Source organism: Pseudomonas sp. NPDC087804 (assembly GCF_044742965.1).
Taxonomy (GTDB): domain Bacteria; phylum Pseudomonadota; class Gammaproteobacteria; order Pseudomonadales; family Pseudomonadaceae; genus Aquipseudomonas; species Aquipseudomonas rustica.
Map to the genome: position 1 here is coordinate 45,428 of NZ_JBIUVN010000003.1, position 16,036 is coordinate 61,463.

At 59.6% G+C, this 16,036-nt stretch carries 16 protein-coding genes; 5 read left to right on the forward strand and 11 right to left on the reverse strand.

Translation table 11 applies throughout. The annotated features are described in order from the left end of the window. Window positions 1-21 precede the first annotated feature (21 nt). The 9 genes from hemW to ACIOMO_RS08965 all read right to left on the reverse strand — a co-directional run bounded on the left by hemW (window position 22) and on the right by ACIOMO_RS08965 (window position 6,694). Window positions 22-1,227, reverse strand: a complete 1,206-nt coding sequence (gene hemW / locus ACIOMO_RS08925; RefSeq protein ID WP_401240040.1) for a radical SAM family heme chaperone HemW — start codon at window positions 1,225-1,227, stop codon at window positions 22-24. Next, on the reverse strand, window positions 1,224-1,817 hold the full coding sequence (rdgB, locus tag ACIOMO_RS08930; RefSeq protein ID WP_218959280.1) for an RdgB/HAM1 family non-canonical purine NTP pyrophosphatase: 594 nt from the start codon (window positions 1,815-1,817) through the stop codon (window positions 1,224-1,226). The genes hemW and rdgB overlap by 4 nt, the downstream gene beginning before the upstream one ends. Next, window positions 1,817-2,251: a DUF4426 domain-containing protein gene (locus tag ACIOMO_RS08935; RefSeq protein WP_053124482.1), complete on the reverse strand. Its 435-nt coding sequence runs from the start codon at window positions 2,249-2,251 to the stop codon at window positions 1,817-1,819. Before ACIOMO_RS08935 ends, rdgB begins: the two co-directional genes overlap by 1 nt. A 26-nt stretch (window positions 2,252-2,277) precedes the next feature. Next, on the reverse strand, window positions 2,278-2,898 hold the full coding sequence (gene metW / locus ACIOMO_RS08940) for a methionine biosynthesis protein MetW (protein ID WP_053124483.1): 621 nt from the start codon (window positions 2,896-2,898) through the stop codon (window positions 2,278-2,280). A 7-nt stretch (window positions 2,899-2,905) separates the two neighbouring features. Next, entirely contained in the window at window positions 2,906-4,045 is a 1,140-nt protein-coding gene (locus ACIOMO_RS08945; RefSeq protein WP_053124485.1) for a homoserine O-acetyltransferase, read from the reverse strand. Window positions 4,046-4,277: 232 nt separating this feature from the next. Next, a complete protein-coding gene (locus tag ACIOMO_RS08950; RefSeq protein ID WP_401240044.1) occupies window positions 4,278-4,568 on the reverse strand; it encodes a DUF167 domain-containing protein in 291 nt (96 codons plus the stop codon). Then, window positions 4,565-5,155, reverse strand: a complete 591-nt coding sequence (locus ACIOMO_RS08955; protein WP_053124487.1) for a YggT family protein — start codon at window positions 5,153-5,155, stop codon at window positions 4,565-4,567. The genes ACIOMO_RS08950 and ACIOMO_RS08955 overlap by 4 nt, the downstream gene beginning before the upstream one ends. A 10-nt stretch (window positions 5,156-5,165) precedes the next feature. Beyond that, on the reverse strand, window positions 5,166-5,984 hold the full coding sequence (proC, locus tag ACIOMO_RS08960) for a pyrroline-5-carboxylate reductase (protein ID WP_400753220.1): 819 nt from the start codon (window positions 5,982-5,984) through the stop codon (window positions 5,166-5,168). Window positions 5,985-6,007: 23 nt separating this feature from the next. Beyond that, window positions 6,008-6,694, reverse strand: coding sequence for a YggS family pyridoxal phosphate-dependent enzyme (locus ACIOMO_RS08965; protein WP_401240048.1), 687 nt, complete (start codon window positions 6,692-6,694; stop codon window positions 6,008-6,010). A gap of 56 nt (window positions 6,695-6,750) precedes the next feature. On the opposite strand from ACIOMO_RS08965, the gene ACIOMO_RS08970 reads away from it, so the two are divergent. Beyond that, window positions 6,751-7,785, forward strand: coding sequence for a type IV pilus twitching motility protein PilT (locus ACIOMO_RS08970; protein WP_212545015.1), 1,035 nt, complete (start codon window positions 6,751-6,753; stop codon window positions 7,783-7,785). 132 nt (window positions 7,786-7,917) lie between these two features. Next, window positions 7,918-8,805 carry an EamA family transporter RarD gene (rarD, locus tag ACIOMO_RS08975; protein ID WP_053124495.1) on the forward strand — a complete coding sequence of 296 codons (888 nt, stop codon included), beginning with the start codon at window positions 7,918-7,920 and terminating at the stop codon, window positions 8,803-8,805. 223 nt (window positions 8,806-9,028) lie between these two features. Here rarD and ACIOMO_RS08980 read toward each other — a convergent pair whose 3' ends face one another. After that, window positions 9,029-9,547: a glycine cleavage system protein R gene (locus ACIOMO_RS08980; RefSeq protein WP_053124497.1), complete on the reverse strand. Its 519-nt coding sequence runs from the start codon at window positions 9,545-9,547 to the stop codon at window positions 9,029-9,031. 656 nt (window positions 9,548-10,203) lie between these two features. On the opposite strand from ACIOMO_RS08980, the gene ACIOMO_RS08985 reads away from it, so the two are divergent. Next, window positions 10,204-12,381, forward strand: coding sequence for a malate synthase G (locus tag ACIOMO_RS08985; RefSeq protein WP_159815406.1), 2,178 nt, complete (start codon window positions 10,204-10,206; stop codon window positions 12,379-12,381). A 145-nt stretch (window positions 12,382-12,526) separates the two neighbouring features. Here ACIOMO_RS08985 and ACIOMO_RS08990 read toward each other — a convergent pair whose 3' ends face one another. Next, the gene (locus tag ACIOMO_RS08990) at window positions 12,527-12,973 is read right to left on the reverse strand and encodes a response regulator (RefSeq protein WP_053124502.1); all 447 of its coding nucleotides are present in this window, start codon (window positions 12,971-12,973) and stop codon (window positions 12,527-12,529) included. 258 nt (window positions 12,974-13,231) lie between these two features. Here ACIOMO_RS08990 and ACIOMO_RS08995 point away from each other — a divergent pair, with 258 nt between their 5' ends. Together ACIOMO_RS08995 and ACIOMO_RS09000 are read left to right on the forward strand one after the other, a co-directional pair. Continuing rightward, complete coding sequence (locus ACIOMO_RS08995) at window positions 13,232-15,166, forward strand: DUF294 nucleotidyltransferase-like domain-containing protein (protein WP_338110690.1); 1,935 nt, start codon at window positions 13,232-13,234, stop codon at window positions 15,164-15,166. Next, window positions 15,163-15,870, forward strand: coding sequence for a PolC-type DNA polymerase III (locus ACIOMO_RS09000; protein ID WP_400648729.1), 708 nt, complete (start codon window positions 15,163-15,165; stop codon window positions 15,868-15,870). The genes ACIOMO_RS08995 and ACIOMO_RS09000 overlap by 4 nt, the downstream gene beginning before the upstream one ends. The last annotated feature ends 166 nt before the right edge of the window (window positions 15,871-16,036 follow it).

Below are 16,036 nucleotides of genomic sequence, written 5' to 3' on the forward strand. Positions count from 1 at the left end.
GGCTGCCGTTGGGCGTTGGGCTCAGCTCAGAAATTTCTGCAGCAAATCGTTGAGGAACAATTGTCCGCGCTCGGTGGCCGCCAGACGTGACGGTTCGACCTGCAACAGACCACTTTGTTCTGCATCTGCCCGGGCCTCGGCGAGACTGTCGAGCGACAGCCCGGTGCGCTGCGGATAGAGCCGCGATTCCACGCCATCAGTCAGGCGCAACGCGTTCATCAAAAAGTCGAAGGGCAGCTCATCATTGCTCAGCGATTTCTCGCCAGCCTGAAAGTTTTTCGCCGGATTCAGATAGTCCTTCGGCAACCGTGTCTTCCACGTCCGCACGATGCGCCCGTCGGGATGACTCAACTTGCCATGCGCACCCGCGCCAATGCCGATGAAGTCGCCAAAACTCCAGTAATTGAGGTTATGCCGCGCCGGTCGCCCGGCCTGTGCATAAGCCGACACTTCGTACTGCGCGTAACCGTGCTCGGCCAACAGCGCCTGCCCGGCTTCTTGAATGTCCCACAGCGTGTCGTCTTCCGGCAGCACTGGCGGCTGATTCCAGAACACCGTGTTCGGCTCCAGCGTCAGTTGATACCAGGAAATGTGCGTCGGATTCAGCTCGATGGCCTGGCGCAGATCGCTCAAGGCATCGTCCAGCGACTGATCGGGCAAACCGTGCATCAAGTCGAGGTTGAAGTTATCGAACCCGGCCTGCCGCGCCATACCCGCCGCGCGCACCGCTTCGTCACCGTTGTGAATGCGGCCCAGCGCCTTGAGCTTTTCCTGCTGGAAGCTCTGGATACCGATCGACAGACGATTGATCCCCAGCTTGCGGTAGGCGACAAACTTCTCTTGCTCGAACGTGCCCGGATTGGCTTCCAGGGTAATTTCGATGTCGTCGGCAAACGGAATGCGCTGCTCGACGCCTTCAAGCAAACGCCCAAGCGCTTCAGCGCTGAACAGGCTCGGCGTACCGCCACCGAAGAAAATCGACGTCAGCTCTCGGCCATAAACCGCGTGCAGATCCTGATCAAGATCGGCCAGCAAGGCATCGATGTATTCCTGCTCCGGCAACACCGGGCTGGCGGTGTGCGAGTTGAAATCGCAATACGGGCATTTGCGCACACACCACGGGATGTGGATGTACAGCGACAAGGGCGGCAGCGTGGGCAGCGGCGCCCGAGGCGAAGATGCGGCGCCGCCGACAATCAGCGACGACGCAGAAGAGTCACGGGTCATTTCAAGCCCAGACGCTGGCGCAGCAGATCCATTGCACGGGCGCGGTGGCTGATCTGGTTCTTGTCGGCCGGGCTCAGTTCGGCGCTGGACACATCACGCTCCGGCACCCAGAACAGCGGGTCATAACCGAAACCGTGCTCGCCGCTGGCAGCGGTCAGAATGCGCCCGTGCCACAGGCCTTCGCAGAGGATCGGCAATGGATCATCGGCATGACGCACCAGCGCCAGCACACAAACGAACTGCGCACCGCGTTCGGCTTCCGGCACGTCCTTCAAGGCGTCGAGCAGTTTGGCGTTGTTCGCCGCATCGCCCTTGCCGTCGGCATAACGCGCCGAATAGATGCCCGGCGCACCGCCAAGGAAATCCACCGCCAGACCGGAATCGTCGGCCAGCGCCGGCAGCCCGGAAATGCGTGCGGCGTTGCGCGCCTTGAGGATAGCGTTCTCGACGAACGACAGACCGGTTTCTTCCGGCTCGACCTTGCTCCACTCGCCAATCGAGCGCAGTTGCACCGATTCGCCGAGCATGGCCTGAAGTTCTTTGAGTTTGCCGGCGTTATGGCTGGCCAGTACGAGCTGCTTGATGTTCATTATTCGCCGGGAAAAAGTTCTTGGTTGAAATTGATGGTGTTGATCTTGTCGCCGTTCTGCACCTTGATTTCAAAGGTGCGGGTTTCCTGTTGTTCCACCGGGTATTGGGCGATGTAGTACACCGCGCCCTGTTCGGTGACCTGACGGAAATTCAGCGGCACGCTCTTGCTGGTCAGGTCTTTGACTGTGCCGGTGACGCTGGCGATCAGCGGTTTGCCGTCCTTGATCACCGAGACATTGATCACGCCCTGATTCTTGCTGCGGATCAGCTCCGCGGCTTTGGCGATGTCCGGTTGCAGGTACGTCGAGTTGAAAGTGTTGTAGTGCACCGTCACGTCGCCAAAGGTTTCCTGACGCTCACCTTTGATGACGTCGGCCGCCAGAGCGCTGGCGCTCAGGCAGGCAGTCAATAACAACAACGCTAAACGACCCATGATCGTGCTCCTCGAAATGGCGTGGCTCAGACCGCGACCTTGTGGTCGGCAAGCACCGGGCTGCTGACGCGGTAGATACCAATCTCACCTAATAGATTAGGCCATAGCTTACTGGCCCACCCGTGACGGTGCTGTTGATCCACGGCAAGCCGATCAATGACCTTCGCGTCACGTTCGCGGCAAAGTGCCTCAAAGTCTTCGAAGGTGCAGAAGTGGATGTTCGGCGTGTTGTACCAGGTGTACGGCAGAAATTCCGAAACCGGCATGCGCCCCTTGCTCGCCAGATACCAGCGGCAGCGCCAGTGGCCGAAGTTCGGGAAGGTGATGATGCACTGACGACCGACCCGCAGCATTTCGTCGAGGATCTTGTCCGGGTAGTGCACGGCTTGCAGGGCCTGGGTCATGACGACGATGTCGAAACTGTTGCTGGCGAAGTTGCCCAGGCCCTTGTCCAGATCCTGCTCGATGACGTTGACGCCTTTGGCCACGCATTGGGCGATGTTGTCGGCGTCGTTTTCCAGGCCATAACCGGTGACGTTCTTGTTGTCGCGCAGCCAGGTCAGCAGTTCGCCGTCACCGCAACCGAGGTCGAGGACGCGGCTGCCGGCGGGGATCCATTCCTGGATGATTTCCAGATCAGCTCTCATGGCTTTCTCACAACGTGATGCGGTTCATGTAATTGCCGAACGCCTGCAAGTAGCGCGGGATCGGAATCAGGAAGGCGTCGTGGCCCTGCGGTGCGTCGATTTCCAGATAGCTGACGTCTTTGCGCGCCGCCATCAGCGCATCCACCAGTTCCCGCGAACGCGCCGGGGAGAAACGCCAGTCGGTGGTGAACGACATCACGCAAAACTTGGCCGTGGCGTTTTCGAAGGTTTTCGCCAGATCGTCGTCGAAGTTCGCCGCCGGATCGAAGTAATCCAGCGCCTTGGTCATCAACAGATAGGTGTTGGCGTCGAAGCGTCCGGAGAACTCTTCGCCCTGATAACGCAGGTAGCTTTCGACCTGAAACTCGACACTGTGGAAGTCGTAGTTAAGCTTCTCGCTCTTCAGACCACGGCCGAATTTCTCGCCCATCGAATCGTCGGACAGGTACGTGATGTGCCCGACCATGCGCGCCAGCATCAAGCCGCGCTTGGGGATCACGCCCGCTTCCTGGAACGAACCGCCGTGGAATTCCGGATCCGTGAGGATCGCCTGACGGGCGACTTCGTTGAAGGCGATGTTCTGCGCCGACAGCTTCGGTGCCGAGGCGATGGCCAGGCAGTGACGCACGCGATCCGGATAGGTGATCGTCCATTGCAGCGCCTGCATGCCGCCGAGGCTGCCGCCAATCACCGCCGCCCACTGGCCGATGCCGAGCAGGTCAGCGAGACGCGCCTGGCTGTGCACCCAATCTTCCACGGTGAGCACCGGGAAGTCGGCACCGAACGGTTTGCCGGTCTCCGGGTTGATGCTGCTCGGGCCGGTGGAGCCGTTGCAGCCGCCGAGGTTGTTCAGGCTGACCACGAAGAATTTATTGGTGTCGATCGGTTTGCCGGGGCCGATGCAGCTGTCCCACCAACCGGGTTTACGGTCGTCGACGCTGTGATAGCCAGCGGCGTGGTGGTGGCCGGACAAGGCGTGGCAAATCAGTACGGCGTTGCTCGCTTGCGCGTTCAGCGTGCCGTAGGTTTCGTAGATCAGGTCATAGGCGGCCAGCGACCGGCCACAGGCCAGCGCCAGCGGTTCGCTGAAGTGCGCGGTTTGCGGCGTCACCAGACCAACAGAATCGGGGGGAAAGGCAGTTGGCATCGACCCTGCTCTCGTTGAAATGAGGCGTAAGTCTAAAGACCGGGGGGGTTAGCGGCAAGCAACGATCGGGCCTCATTCATCGAACGCGACCCCTGTGGCGAGGGGATTTATCCCCGATCGGCTGCGCAGCAGTCGCAAAACCTGCTGACACGGACTGGCTGGAAGAAAGCAAGGGGCGGCTTCGCCACCCATCGGGGATAAATCCCCTCGCCACAAGTGCTGCACTGCTCGATCACGGGCGCACCAGGTCAGGCAAATCCGGCAATTTCTTCGGCGAGCAAATCTTCACTCGCTTCTGCCGGTTCAGCTCACCGCTGAGCAAACTCACCTGGCTCTTCGAAACCCCAAACGCCTTGGCCAGAAAACCCATCAGACAAGCATTGGCCTTGCCCTCGACCGGCGGCGCGGTCAGGCGAATCTTCAAACGATCACCGTGCAGCCCGGCGAAATCATCGCTACGGGCTGCCGGTTGCAGGTGACACTCGAGGATCAAGTCGTCACCGTCCCATCGAAACCAGCTCACATCAGCAGACGGAGGATTTCCGGCATCATCGTCATCGCCGCCAGATTGTTGATCACCAGCATGTCGATCAGCTTCAGCGCGAGGAAGGCGAAGATCGGCGACAGATCCAGACCGCCGAGGTTTGGCAGGATTTTGCGGAACGGCGCCAATGCCGGTTCGCAGATCTGATTAACCAGCTCAGCACCCGGATTGTGGCTGCCCGGTGCGACCCACGACAGAATCACGCTGATGATCAGGGCGAAGAAGAAGATCTTCAGGAACAGCGCGGTCACGCCGATCAGCGACCAGATAAACAGTTGCAGCGGGTTACCAGTGGTGCCGTACGTCAGCAGCAGGGTCAGCGCCATCAGCGCCAGTTGCACCAGAATTGCCAATACCAGCGAGGACATGTCCAGACCGAACACGCTCGGAATGATCCGGCGCAGCGGTTTGAGCAGAGGCTGGGTCGCTTTGACGATGAACTGGCACAGCGGGTTGTAGAAATTCGCCCGCACCAGTTGCAGCACGAAACGCAGCAGCACGATCAGCAGGTACAGACTGCCGAGGGTTTGCAGCACGTAAACCGCTGCAGTGTTCAATCCAATCATGTAAGGCTCCTTATTTGCCCAGTTGTTCGGCCATTTCGGCCGAGCGGTGCGCGGCGGCGCCGAGTGCGGTTTCGACCAGGGCTTCGAAGCCATTGGCCTGGAAAGATTTGATCGCGGCTTCTGTGGTGCCATTTGGCGAAGTCACACGACGACGCAGTTCGGCGGCGTCGACATCGCTTGCGACCGCCATGTGCGCGGCGCCCAAGGCGGTTTGCAGCGTCAGTTGTTCAGCAACTTCCTTCGGCAGACCGAGTTTGACGCCGGCAGCGGTCATCGCTTCGATCAGCAGGAAGAAGTACGCCGGGCCGGAGCCGGACACTGCCGTCACCGCATCCAGTTGCTGTTCTTCGTTCAGCCACAGGGCGATGCCGACGGCGGACAGCAGCTCTTCAGCCTGCTGACGCTGCTCGGCAGTCACTTCGCTGGTCGCGTACAAACCGCTGACGCCCTGACGCAGCAGCGCCGGGGTGTTCGGCATGCAACGCACGATCGGCTGCTCGCCCAACCAAGCGGTCATGCTGGCGCAGGTGATGCCAGCGGCAATCGACACCACCAGTTGATTCGGTTTCAGGCTCGGGCGAATCGCTTCGCACACGGTTTTCATGGCTTGCGGCTTGACCGCCAGCACGATCACGTCGACGCCGTCGATGGCTTGAGCGTTGTCGGCAAACGTTTCGATGCCGTGCTCAGCGCTGACCTTGGCGCGGGTTTCTTCGCCCGGATCGCTGGCACGGATGTGTGCAGCGTCCAGACCTTTGGCGCGCAGGCCGCCGATCAAACTGGCCGCCATGTTGCCCGCACCGATAAACGCAATACGTGTGTTGCTCATGTGTGGTCCTTATCTGCAAACGTTCAAGATTGGGAATAGTCGCGGGCGCCAAACAGGGCCGTACCGATACGCACCCAAGTGGCGCCTTGGGCGATGGCCGACTCAAGGTCGTGGCTCATGCCCATGGAAAGTGTGTCGAGCGGCAAATCGAGGCTCGCCTGCAATTTCTGCACGGCGGCGAAGGCCGCGTCTTGCTCGGCGCGGTCGTCGGTCGGCTCGGGAATCGCCATCAAGCCGCGCAGTTTCAAACGCGGCAAAGTGCTGATGGCCGCGGCCAGCGCCGGCAGATCGTCAGGCGTGCAGCCGGATTTACTCGCCTCACCGCTGACGTTGACCTGAATGCAGATGTTCAGCGGCGGCAGTTCGGCCGGGCGTTGTTCGGACAGACGTTGAGCGATTTTCAGGCGATCCACGGAGTGCACCCAGTCGAAATGCTCGGCAATCGCGCGAGTCTTGTTCGATTGAATGGGGCCGATGAAGTGCCAGATCAAGGGCAGATCCGCCAGTTCGAGCTGTTTGCTCAAGGCTTCCTGCAGGTAGTTCTCACCAAAGTCGCGCAGGCCGGCGGCATACGCTTCGCGCAGGGCCTCGGCGGGTTTGGTCTTGCTCACGGCGAGCAACTGGACGCTGTTTTCAGGACGGTGTGCGGCTTGGGTCGCGGTCTGGATGCGCGAACCAACGTGGGAAATGTTGTCTGCTATCGTGGACATCAAGAGGCGCCAGCGGTCTGAAGGTTCGCGGCATTCTACTGGAATTGAGGAACGCTATGGATATCACTGAACTGCTGGCCTTCAGCGCCAAACAAGGCGCGTCCGACCTGCACCTATCGGCCGGTCTGCCGCCGATGATCCGCGTCGACGGCGATGTACGACGGATCAATCTGCCGCCGCTGGATCACAAGCAAGTGCACGAACTGATCTACGACATCATGAACGACACCCAGCGGGTCGACTTCGAGAAACATCTGGAAACCGACTTTTCCTTCGAAGTCCCCGGCGTGGCGCGCTTTCGGGTCAATGCGTTCAACCAGAACCGTGGCGCCGGCGCCGTATTCCGTACCATTCCGTCAAAAGTGCTGAGCATGGACGACCTCGCCATGGGCGATGTTTTCCGCAAGATCACCGACGCGCCGCGCGGGCTGGTACTGGTCACCGGGCCGACCGGCTCGGGCAAGTCGACCACGCTGGCGGCGATGATCGATTACCTCAACAACCATCGCCATCACCACATCCTGACCATCGAAGACCCGATCGAATTCGTTCACGAATCGCGCAAATGTTTGATCAATCAGCGCGAAGTCCACCGCGATACGCGCAGTTTCGCCACGGCATTACGTTCGGCGCTAAGGGAGGACCCGGACGTGATTCTCGTCGGTGAGATGCGCGATCTGGAAACCATTCGCCTGGCACTGACCGCTGCTGAAACCGGGCATCTGGTGTTCGGCACCCTGCACACCACGTCGGCGGCGAAAACCATCGACCGTGTGGTGGACGTGTTCCCCGGTGACGAGAAATCGATGGTGCGTTCGATGCTCTCGGAGTCGTTGCTGGCGGTGGTCTCACAGACGCTGATCAAGAAGATCGGCGGCGGTCGGGTCGCGGCGCACGAGATCATGCTCGGTACCTCAGCGATCCGTAATCTGATCCGCGAAGACAAAGTCGCGCAGATGTATTCGGCGATTCAGACCGGTGGCTCGCTGGGCATGCAGACCCTCGACATGTGCCTGAAAGATTTGGTGAGCAAAGGCTTGATCAGCCGCGAGCATGCACGGGAGAAAGCGCGGACGCCGGATAATATCTGATCGCTTTTATTCAGCCTCCCCGGTGGAGGCTCAATCCTTCGTTCACACATTCCTGACCAATCAGCTACGGCATTCGCTGGCAAACCTCCTTACAATCCCCTCCTTTGTTAGCTGCCTAAGCAAGGATTCTGCATGCAAGCTGCCAACCCGCGTCGCGGGTACATTCTGGGCCTCACGGCCTACATCATCTGGGGCCTGTTCCCGATCTATTTCAAAGCCATCGCCGAAGTACCGGCAGTCGAGATCATCATCCATCGGGTGCTGTGGTCGGCGCTGTTCGGCGCGTTGCTGCTGATGGTGTGGAAACACCCGGGCTGGCTGCGCGAGTTGCTCGACAATCCCAAACGTCTGGCGATTCTGGCCTTGAGCGGCACGCTGATCGCGGCCAACTGGCTGACGTATGTGTGGTCGGTGAACAACGGACGCATGCTGGAAGCGAGCCTCGGTTACTACATCAACCCGTTGGTGAATGTGTTGCTGGGGATGATGATTCTCGGCGAACGACTGCGGCGGATGCAGTGGATTGCGGTTGGGCTAGCCGCGGTGGGTGTGGCGCAGCAGGTCTGGCAGGTCGGCAGTCTGCCGTGGGTGTCGCTGGTGCTGGCGCTGACCTTCGGTTTTTATGGGCTGATCCGCAAACAGGCGCCAGTCAAGGCGTTGCCGGGTCTGGTGGTGGAAACCTGGATGCTGGTGCCGATTGCCATCGCCTGGCTGCTGTTCAACCAGACCGCGACCAGCGCGCAACCTGAGTTCTGGACAACCTCGCAAGCCTGGTGGCTGGTCGCCGCCGGCCCGGTGACGCTGGTGCCGCTGGTGTGTTTCAACGCAGCCGCGCGGCATTTGCCCTACACCACGCTGGGCTTCCTGCAATACCTCGCGCCGACGCTGGTGCTGCTGCAAGCGGTGCTGCTGTTTGGCGAGCACTTGTCGTCCAGCACGCTGGTCGCGTTCATGTTTATTTGGGCCGGTCTGGCGGTGTACAGCGTCGATGCGTGGATAAGTTTGCGCCGGCGCAGCTGATCAAAAAACACACAAACCTCCGCAGGCCACGGTTCTCGTGGCCTGCAACGTTCCGTCCAAAGGTTATCCACAGCGTGATCCCCGCCGTTTGTGTGCAAGTCACTGAATGCTGGCGGTTTTTTGATCAACTCCAGCAAAGCCACGGCGGGCGTGGCGTTGCGCGCAGTCTCTACAGGTTATCCACAGGCAGGTGCACGTTAAAACTGGATAACCTGATTGGCGTTTAAAGGTCTGTGCGTAACACCAGTTCGACCATCAAGTCATCGGCCAGGGTTTCCAGGCGTGACTGCAACACGTCGAGTGACAAAGTTAACGGCACGGCGAGAATCGCTTCGGCGTGGAACAGCGGCTCGCTGCTCATCGGCGCCGGACGTACTTCGGTCACCAGCCGTTCGAGGTTCACGCCCTGCTCGCTCAGCAAGCGGGTGATGTCGCGCACAATCCCCGGGCGGTCGTTGCCCACCAGTTCCATGGCGATCGGTTTCCAGGTGCAGGATTGTTCGATACCGCTTTCAGCGATCAACACGCGAATGCCGTGAGTCGACAATGCTTGTAGGGCATCGACCAATTCGTCGTAAGCCTCTGCCGGCACGCCCACCCGCAAAATCCCGGCAAACTGCCCGGCCATCCGCGACATGCGACTTTCCAGCCAGTTACCGCCGTGCTCGGCAATGCATTGGGCAATGCGCTCGACCTGCCCGGGCTTGTCCGGGGCGAAAACGGTGAGTACGAGATGATCCATGGCGCCGCCCTCTTGTCATGACTGTTGTTATAGAAGGGGAAGTATAGGCAAGGGCGTTGATTCAGCCTGACCCGGTGTTGGTATGTGGAAATCACCTGCAGATGATGACCTGTGGCGAGGGGATTTATCCCCGTCCGGCTGCGCAGCAGTCGTAAATCCTGCCAACTCGGTTTACCTGCCAAGAACGCAGGGGGCGGCTTCGCCACCCAACGGGGATAAATCCCCTCGCCACAATTGACCCCACCACCAAGCCCTATGTGACAGATGCCATAGCAGCCAAATAGTATTTATGTGTACAACTTTTGATATTTAGCTGGAACAATCCAATGGTTTTTTGAGAACATCCCGTTCCGCGATGTGACCGCAATGCGACATGAGGTCGCAGAACGACGTAATTAGTCTGATTTTCACAAGCGCAACTCATCATGTAGTATGCCGCAGCGCGCACTACATAACGCTGAATCGATGTCTGCCCGAAGCCTGTTCGCAACCCTGAAAGCCCCGTCAGCAAGGCCCCAAGCCGTTGATTGGTCCCAGCCCAGCCGCCAGCAATGGCATGTACTGGTCGGCAGGTTTGTGGTTTAAATGGCCCAGAGGCTTCATTGTCAAAATTGAAGAGCTGAAAAGCGAAATAGCTGAGCAGAGTGAGGCAAGCAATGACTGAACACGTTCAAGTCGGTGGCCTGCAGGTCGCCAAAGTCCTGTTCGACTTCGTGAACAACGAAGCCATTCCCGGTACCGGCCTCACCGCCGAAAAATTCTGGGAAGGTGCCGACAAGGTCATTCATGACCTGGCGCCGAAGAACAAAGCCCTACTCGCCAAACGCGATGACTTCCAGGCTCGTATTGACGCCTGGCATCAGGAACGCAACGGTCAGGCGCACGACGCCGTGGCCTACAAAGCCTTCCTGCAAGAAATCGGTTATCTGCTGCCAGAAGCGGCTGATTTCCAGGCAACGACGCAAAACGTCGATGATGAAATCGCCCGTACCGCCGGCCCGCAACTCGTTGTGCCGGTGATGAACGCTCGCTTTGCTCTCAATGCTTCGAACGCCCGCTGGGGTTCGCTGTATGACGCCCTTTACGGCACCGACGCGATCAGCGAAGAAGGTGGCGCAGAAAAAGGCAAAGGCTACAACAAGGTGCGTGGCGACAAAGTCATCGCCTTCGCCCGCGCGTTTCTCGACGAAGCCGCGCCATTGGCTGCTGGCTCCCACGTTGATTCGACCGGCTACAAAATCGCCGACGGCAAACTCGTGGTCACCCTCAAGGGCGGCAGCAACAGTGGCCTGCGCGACGATGCACAACTGATCGGTTTCCAGGGCGACGCCAACGCGCCAATCGCGATCCTGCTGAAACACAACGGTCTGCATTTCGAAATCCAGGTCGACGCTACTACCCCGGTTGGCCAGACCGACCCGGCCGGCGTCAAAGACATCCTGATGGAAGCGGCGCTGACCACCATCATGGACTGCGAAGACTCCGTGGCCGCCGTCGATGCTGACGACAAAGTGGTGATCTACCGCAACTGGCTCGGCCTGATGAAGGGCGACCTGTCGGAATCCGTGTCCAAGGGCGGCCAGACCTTCACCCGCACCATGAACCCGGATCGCACCTACGCCGCGCCAAATGGCGGTGAAGTGACGCTGCACGGTCGTTCGCTGTTGTTCGTGCGTAACGTTGGTCACCTGATGACCATCGACGCGATCCTCGACAAAGACGGTAACGAAGTGCCGGAAGGCATCCTCGACGGTCTGGTCACTTGCCTCGCGGCGATGCACAACCTCAACGGCAACACCTCGCGTCGCAACACCCGCACCGGCTCGGTCTACATCGTTAAACCGAAGATGCACGGCCCGGAAGAAGCGGCGTTCACCAACGAGCTGTTCGGTCGCATCGAAGACGTGCTGGGCCTGAAGCGCAACACGCTGAAAGTCGGGATCATGGACGAGGAGCGCCGCACCACGGTCAACCTCAAGGCCTGCATCCAGGCGGCCAGCGAGCGCGTGGTGTTCATCAACACCGGTTTCCTCGACCGCACCGGCGACGAAATCCACACCTCCATGGAAGCCGGCCCGGTTGTACGCAAGGCTGACATGAAGGCTGAGAAGTGGATCGGCGCTTACGAAAACTGGAACGTCGATATCGGTCTGAGCACCGGCCTGCAAGGTCGCGCGCAAATCGGTAAAGGCATGTGGGCGATGCCGGATCTGATGGCCGCGATGCTTGAGCAGAAAATCGCGCACCCATTGGCTGGCGCCAACACCGCTTGGGTTCCATCGCCGACTGCCGCTGCACTGCACGCGCTGCATTACCACAAGGTTGACGTGTTCGCCCGTCAGGCCGAACTGGCCAAACGTGCTCGCGCGTCGGTCGACGACATCCTGACCATCCCGCTGGCGGTCAACCCGAACTGGACGCCAGAGCAGATCAAGAACGAACTGGACAACAATTCCCAGGGCATTCTCGGTTACGTGGTGCGCTGGATCGACCAGGGTGTGGGTTGCTCGAAAGTGCCGGACATCAATGACGTCGGCCTGATGGAAGACCGTGCCACGCTGCGTATCTCCAGCCAGCACATTGCCAACTGGCTGCGCCACGGCGTGGTCACCGAAGCGCAAGTGATGGAAAGCCTCAAGCGCATGGCGCCAGTGGTTGACCGTCAAAACGCCAACGACCCGCTGTACCGTCCGCTGGCCCCGAACTTCGACAGCAACATCGCCTTCCAGGCGGCGGTCGAACTGGTGGTCGAAGGCACCAAGCAGCCGAACGGTTACACCGAGCCGGTTCTGCACCGTCGTCGTCGCGAGTTCAAGGCGGCTAACGGCCTGTAAATTTGCGTAGAAGTGAAAAAGCCCTGATCTTTTGATCAGGGCTTTTTTATTGGACGCAGAATCAAAAGATCGCAGCCTTCGGCAGCTCCTACAGAGATTCCGTGTAGGAGCTGCCGAAGGCTGCGATCTTTTGATTTTTAATACGTTAAGGCTCAATCCCCAATTCGCGCTTCACCAGCGCCAGCAACTGCGTCGTATCAATCGGCTTGAGCAGAAAATCCACCACGCTCAAATGCATCGCCGCAATCGCATCCTTCACATCGGCATCGCCCGAGACAATGATGATCGGCATCGCCGCCCGCACCGACTCGCGCACCTGCCGAATCAAGTCCAGCCCATCGACATTGCCCATGCGCAGATCGGTAATCACCAGGCCAATCGAAGGCTTTTCAGCGAGCATCTTCAATGCCGTCTCACCACTCGCCGCGGTCATGCAGCGAATGCCGTCCAACGCGAGAATCTCCGACAACAGCTCCCGGGCGTCTTTGTCGTCATCGACGATCAGCACACGCTGCGGCGGCAGGTCGGGTTCGAGCATCACTGCGCTGAGCGCTTCTCGCTCGGCGTCGCTCAAAATATCGTGGTCGGACATGGCGTTCTCTAAGTATTCAAATCAATCCCTTGGCAAGTGGTCAGACAGCGCTGGGCAGAGCTTCAATGTGCACTTCGTCGGATTTTTTTCCAAGGGGGTAACCGAGGGAATTTCCGACTGTTTGCGTAGGGCATCTCCGAAACTTCGCCAATGGTGGCAAAACCTAGACTTACGTCCAATGGGCACCCTGTCCGTAGGGGTCGACCATGGCCATAACGATCCGACAACAACAATTCGAAAAAGACTGCGGTAATGGTTATGAGTAAAGCGGACGCCTTCACCCAGGCAGGGAAAACCGCGGTATTGCAGAACATTCAGGGCACCCTGCAATTCCTCCAGCGCTTCCCGCCCTTCAATCAGATGGAACACGCCCACCTCGCTTATCTGGTGGAGCAATGTCAGCTGCGGTTTTACGCTCAGGGCGAGAGCATCATCAAACCCACTGACGGCCCGGTCGAACATTTCTATATCGTCAAACAGGGCCGGGTGGTCGGCGAACGCCAGCACATCACCAAACCCGGCACCGAGACCACGTTTGAAATCACCACCGGCGAGTGTTTTCCGCTGGCTGCCCTGCTCGGCGAACGCGCGACGCGCACCGAGCATCTGGCCGGCGAAGATACCTTCTGCCTGCAACTGAACAAACTGGCGTTCATCAAACTGTTCGCCCTCTCCAACGCCTTCCGTGATTTCGCCTTGCGCGGGGTCAGCAGCCTGCTCGATCAGGTCAATCAGCAAGTGCAGCAGAAAGCCGTGGAAACCCTCGGCACGCAGTACTCGCTGAACACCCGACTGGGCGAACTGGCGATGCGTCACCCGGTGACGTGCAGCCCGGACACGCCGCTGCGCGAAGCGGTGAAGCTGATGCACGAGCAACAGGTCGGCAGCATCGTCGCCGTAGACGAAAACAAAGCACCGCTGGGGATTTTTACCCTGCGCGATTTGCGCCATGTGGTGGCCGAAGGCGTCGGTGATTTCAGCGAAGCCATCGAGCGCCACATGACCCGCGCGCCCTTCTATCTTTCGCCGGATCACAGCGCGTTCGATGCGGCGATTGCCATGACCGAACGGCACATCGCCCACGTTTGTCTGGTCAAGGATCAGCGCTTGTGCGGCGTGGTTTCCGAGCGCGATCTGTTTTCTCTGCAACGGGTCGATCTGGTGCATCTGGCGCGGACGATTCGCAGTGCGCAACGCGTCGAACAATTGGTCACCCTGCGCGGCGAAATCGGTCAACTGGTCGAACGCATGCTCGCCCACGGCGCCTCGTCGACGCAGATCACCCACATCATCACCCTGCTCAACGACCACACCGTATGCCGGGTGATCGAGCTGACCCTCGCCGAAAAAGGCGACCCCGGCGTGCCCTTCAGTTGGCTGTGTTTCGGCAGCGAAGGCCGCCGCGAGCAAACGCTGCACACCGATCAGGACAACGGCATTTTGTTCGACGCTCGCGATGCTGCGCACGCCGCAGAGATTCGCGGCAAGCTGCTGCCGATTGCCCAGCAGATCAACCAGAGCCTTGCGCAGTGCGGCTTCACCCTGTGCAAAGGCAACATCATGGCCGGCAACCCCGAGCTGTGTTTGTCGCGGGCGGAATGGGCGCGGCGCTTTGCGGCGTTTATTCGCGAGGCGACGCCGGAGAACCTGTTGGGGTCGAGTATTTATTTCGATCTGCGCGTGGTCTGGGGCGATGAAACAAGCTGCGAACAACTGCGCCGGGGCATTCTTGATCAGGTCGGTGACAACCGTTTGTTCCAGCGCATGATGGCCGAGAACGCCCTGCGCAATCGTCCGCCGGTGGGGCGTTTCCGTGAGTTCGTATTGGCGCGCAAGAACGGCGAGAAAGCCACGCTGGACTTGAAGGTTCAGGGGCTGACGCCGTTTGTGGATGGCGCACGCTTGCTGGCGTTGGCCAACGGTATCGACGCCAACAACACCCTCGAACGCTTCCGTCAGTTGGTCGATAAAGAAGTCATCGAACGGCTGGACGGCGCGGCGTATGAAGAGGCGTATCACTTCATTCAGCAAACGCGCATGCAACAGCATCAGTTGCAGACGCGCGAGAATTTGCCGTACTCCAACCGTGTCGATCCCGACAGCCTCAATCATCTCGACCGGCGCATCCTCCGCGAATCCCTGCGTCAGGCGCAGCGCCTGCAAAGCAGCCTGACGTTGCGGTATCAGCTATGAGTCTGTTTTCGTGGCTGCGCCCGGCGAGTCCGGTGGTGCCGGTGGATTTTCAGCAGCGACTGGCGAAGCTGCCGGCGATCACTGAGCTGCGCGAATGCACCCTGCGCGAACAGCGTTGGGTAGTGCTGGATCTGGAAACCACCGGGCTCAATCTGAACAAGGATCGCGTGTTGTCGATTGGTGCGGTGGTGATCGAGGACGGCGCGATCGACTTCAGTCAGCAGTTCGAACGCACCTTGCAGTGCCGGGAGTTGAAGCTCAGCCCCAGTGTGTTGATTCATGGACTGGGGCCGAATGCGATTGCTGCCGGTAGTGAGCCGGCCGAGGCGTTGCTGGAATTGCTGGAGTTTATGGGCGACAGCCCGGTGCTGGCGTTTCATGCGCCGTTTGATCAGCACATGCTCGGGCGTGCGGTGAAGGAGCATCTGGGGCACAAGTTGCAGCAGGTGTTTCTGGATGTCGCCGATATTGCGCCGCTGGTGTGTCCGCAGGCGCAGATCCGCGAGGCGGGGCTGGATGAGTGGATCGAGTGGTTTCGGCTGGAAGTGTTTGAACGGCATAACGCGAGCGCCGATGCGTTAGCGACGGCGGAGTTGGCGTTGATTCTGTTTAGCCGGGCGCGGGGGCAGCAGATTCATAGTCCGCTAAACCTTCAGCAGCGGTTGAGTCAGTGGAAGCGCCGGCAGCAGGCTCCTTCCTTTTAGATTTTCAGCACCCGCTCTGGCCTCTTCGCGAGCAAGCCCGCTCCCACAGGTTCTGCGCCGAAAGACGCTCCCTGTAGGAGCTGCCGAAGGCTGCGATCTTTTGACCTTGATCTTCAAAAACAAGATCAAAAGATCGCAGCCTTCGGCAGCTCCTACGGGGTTATCC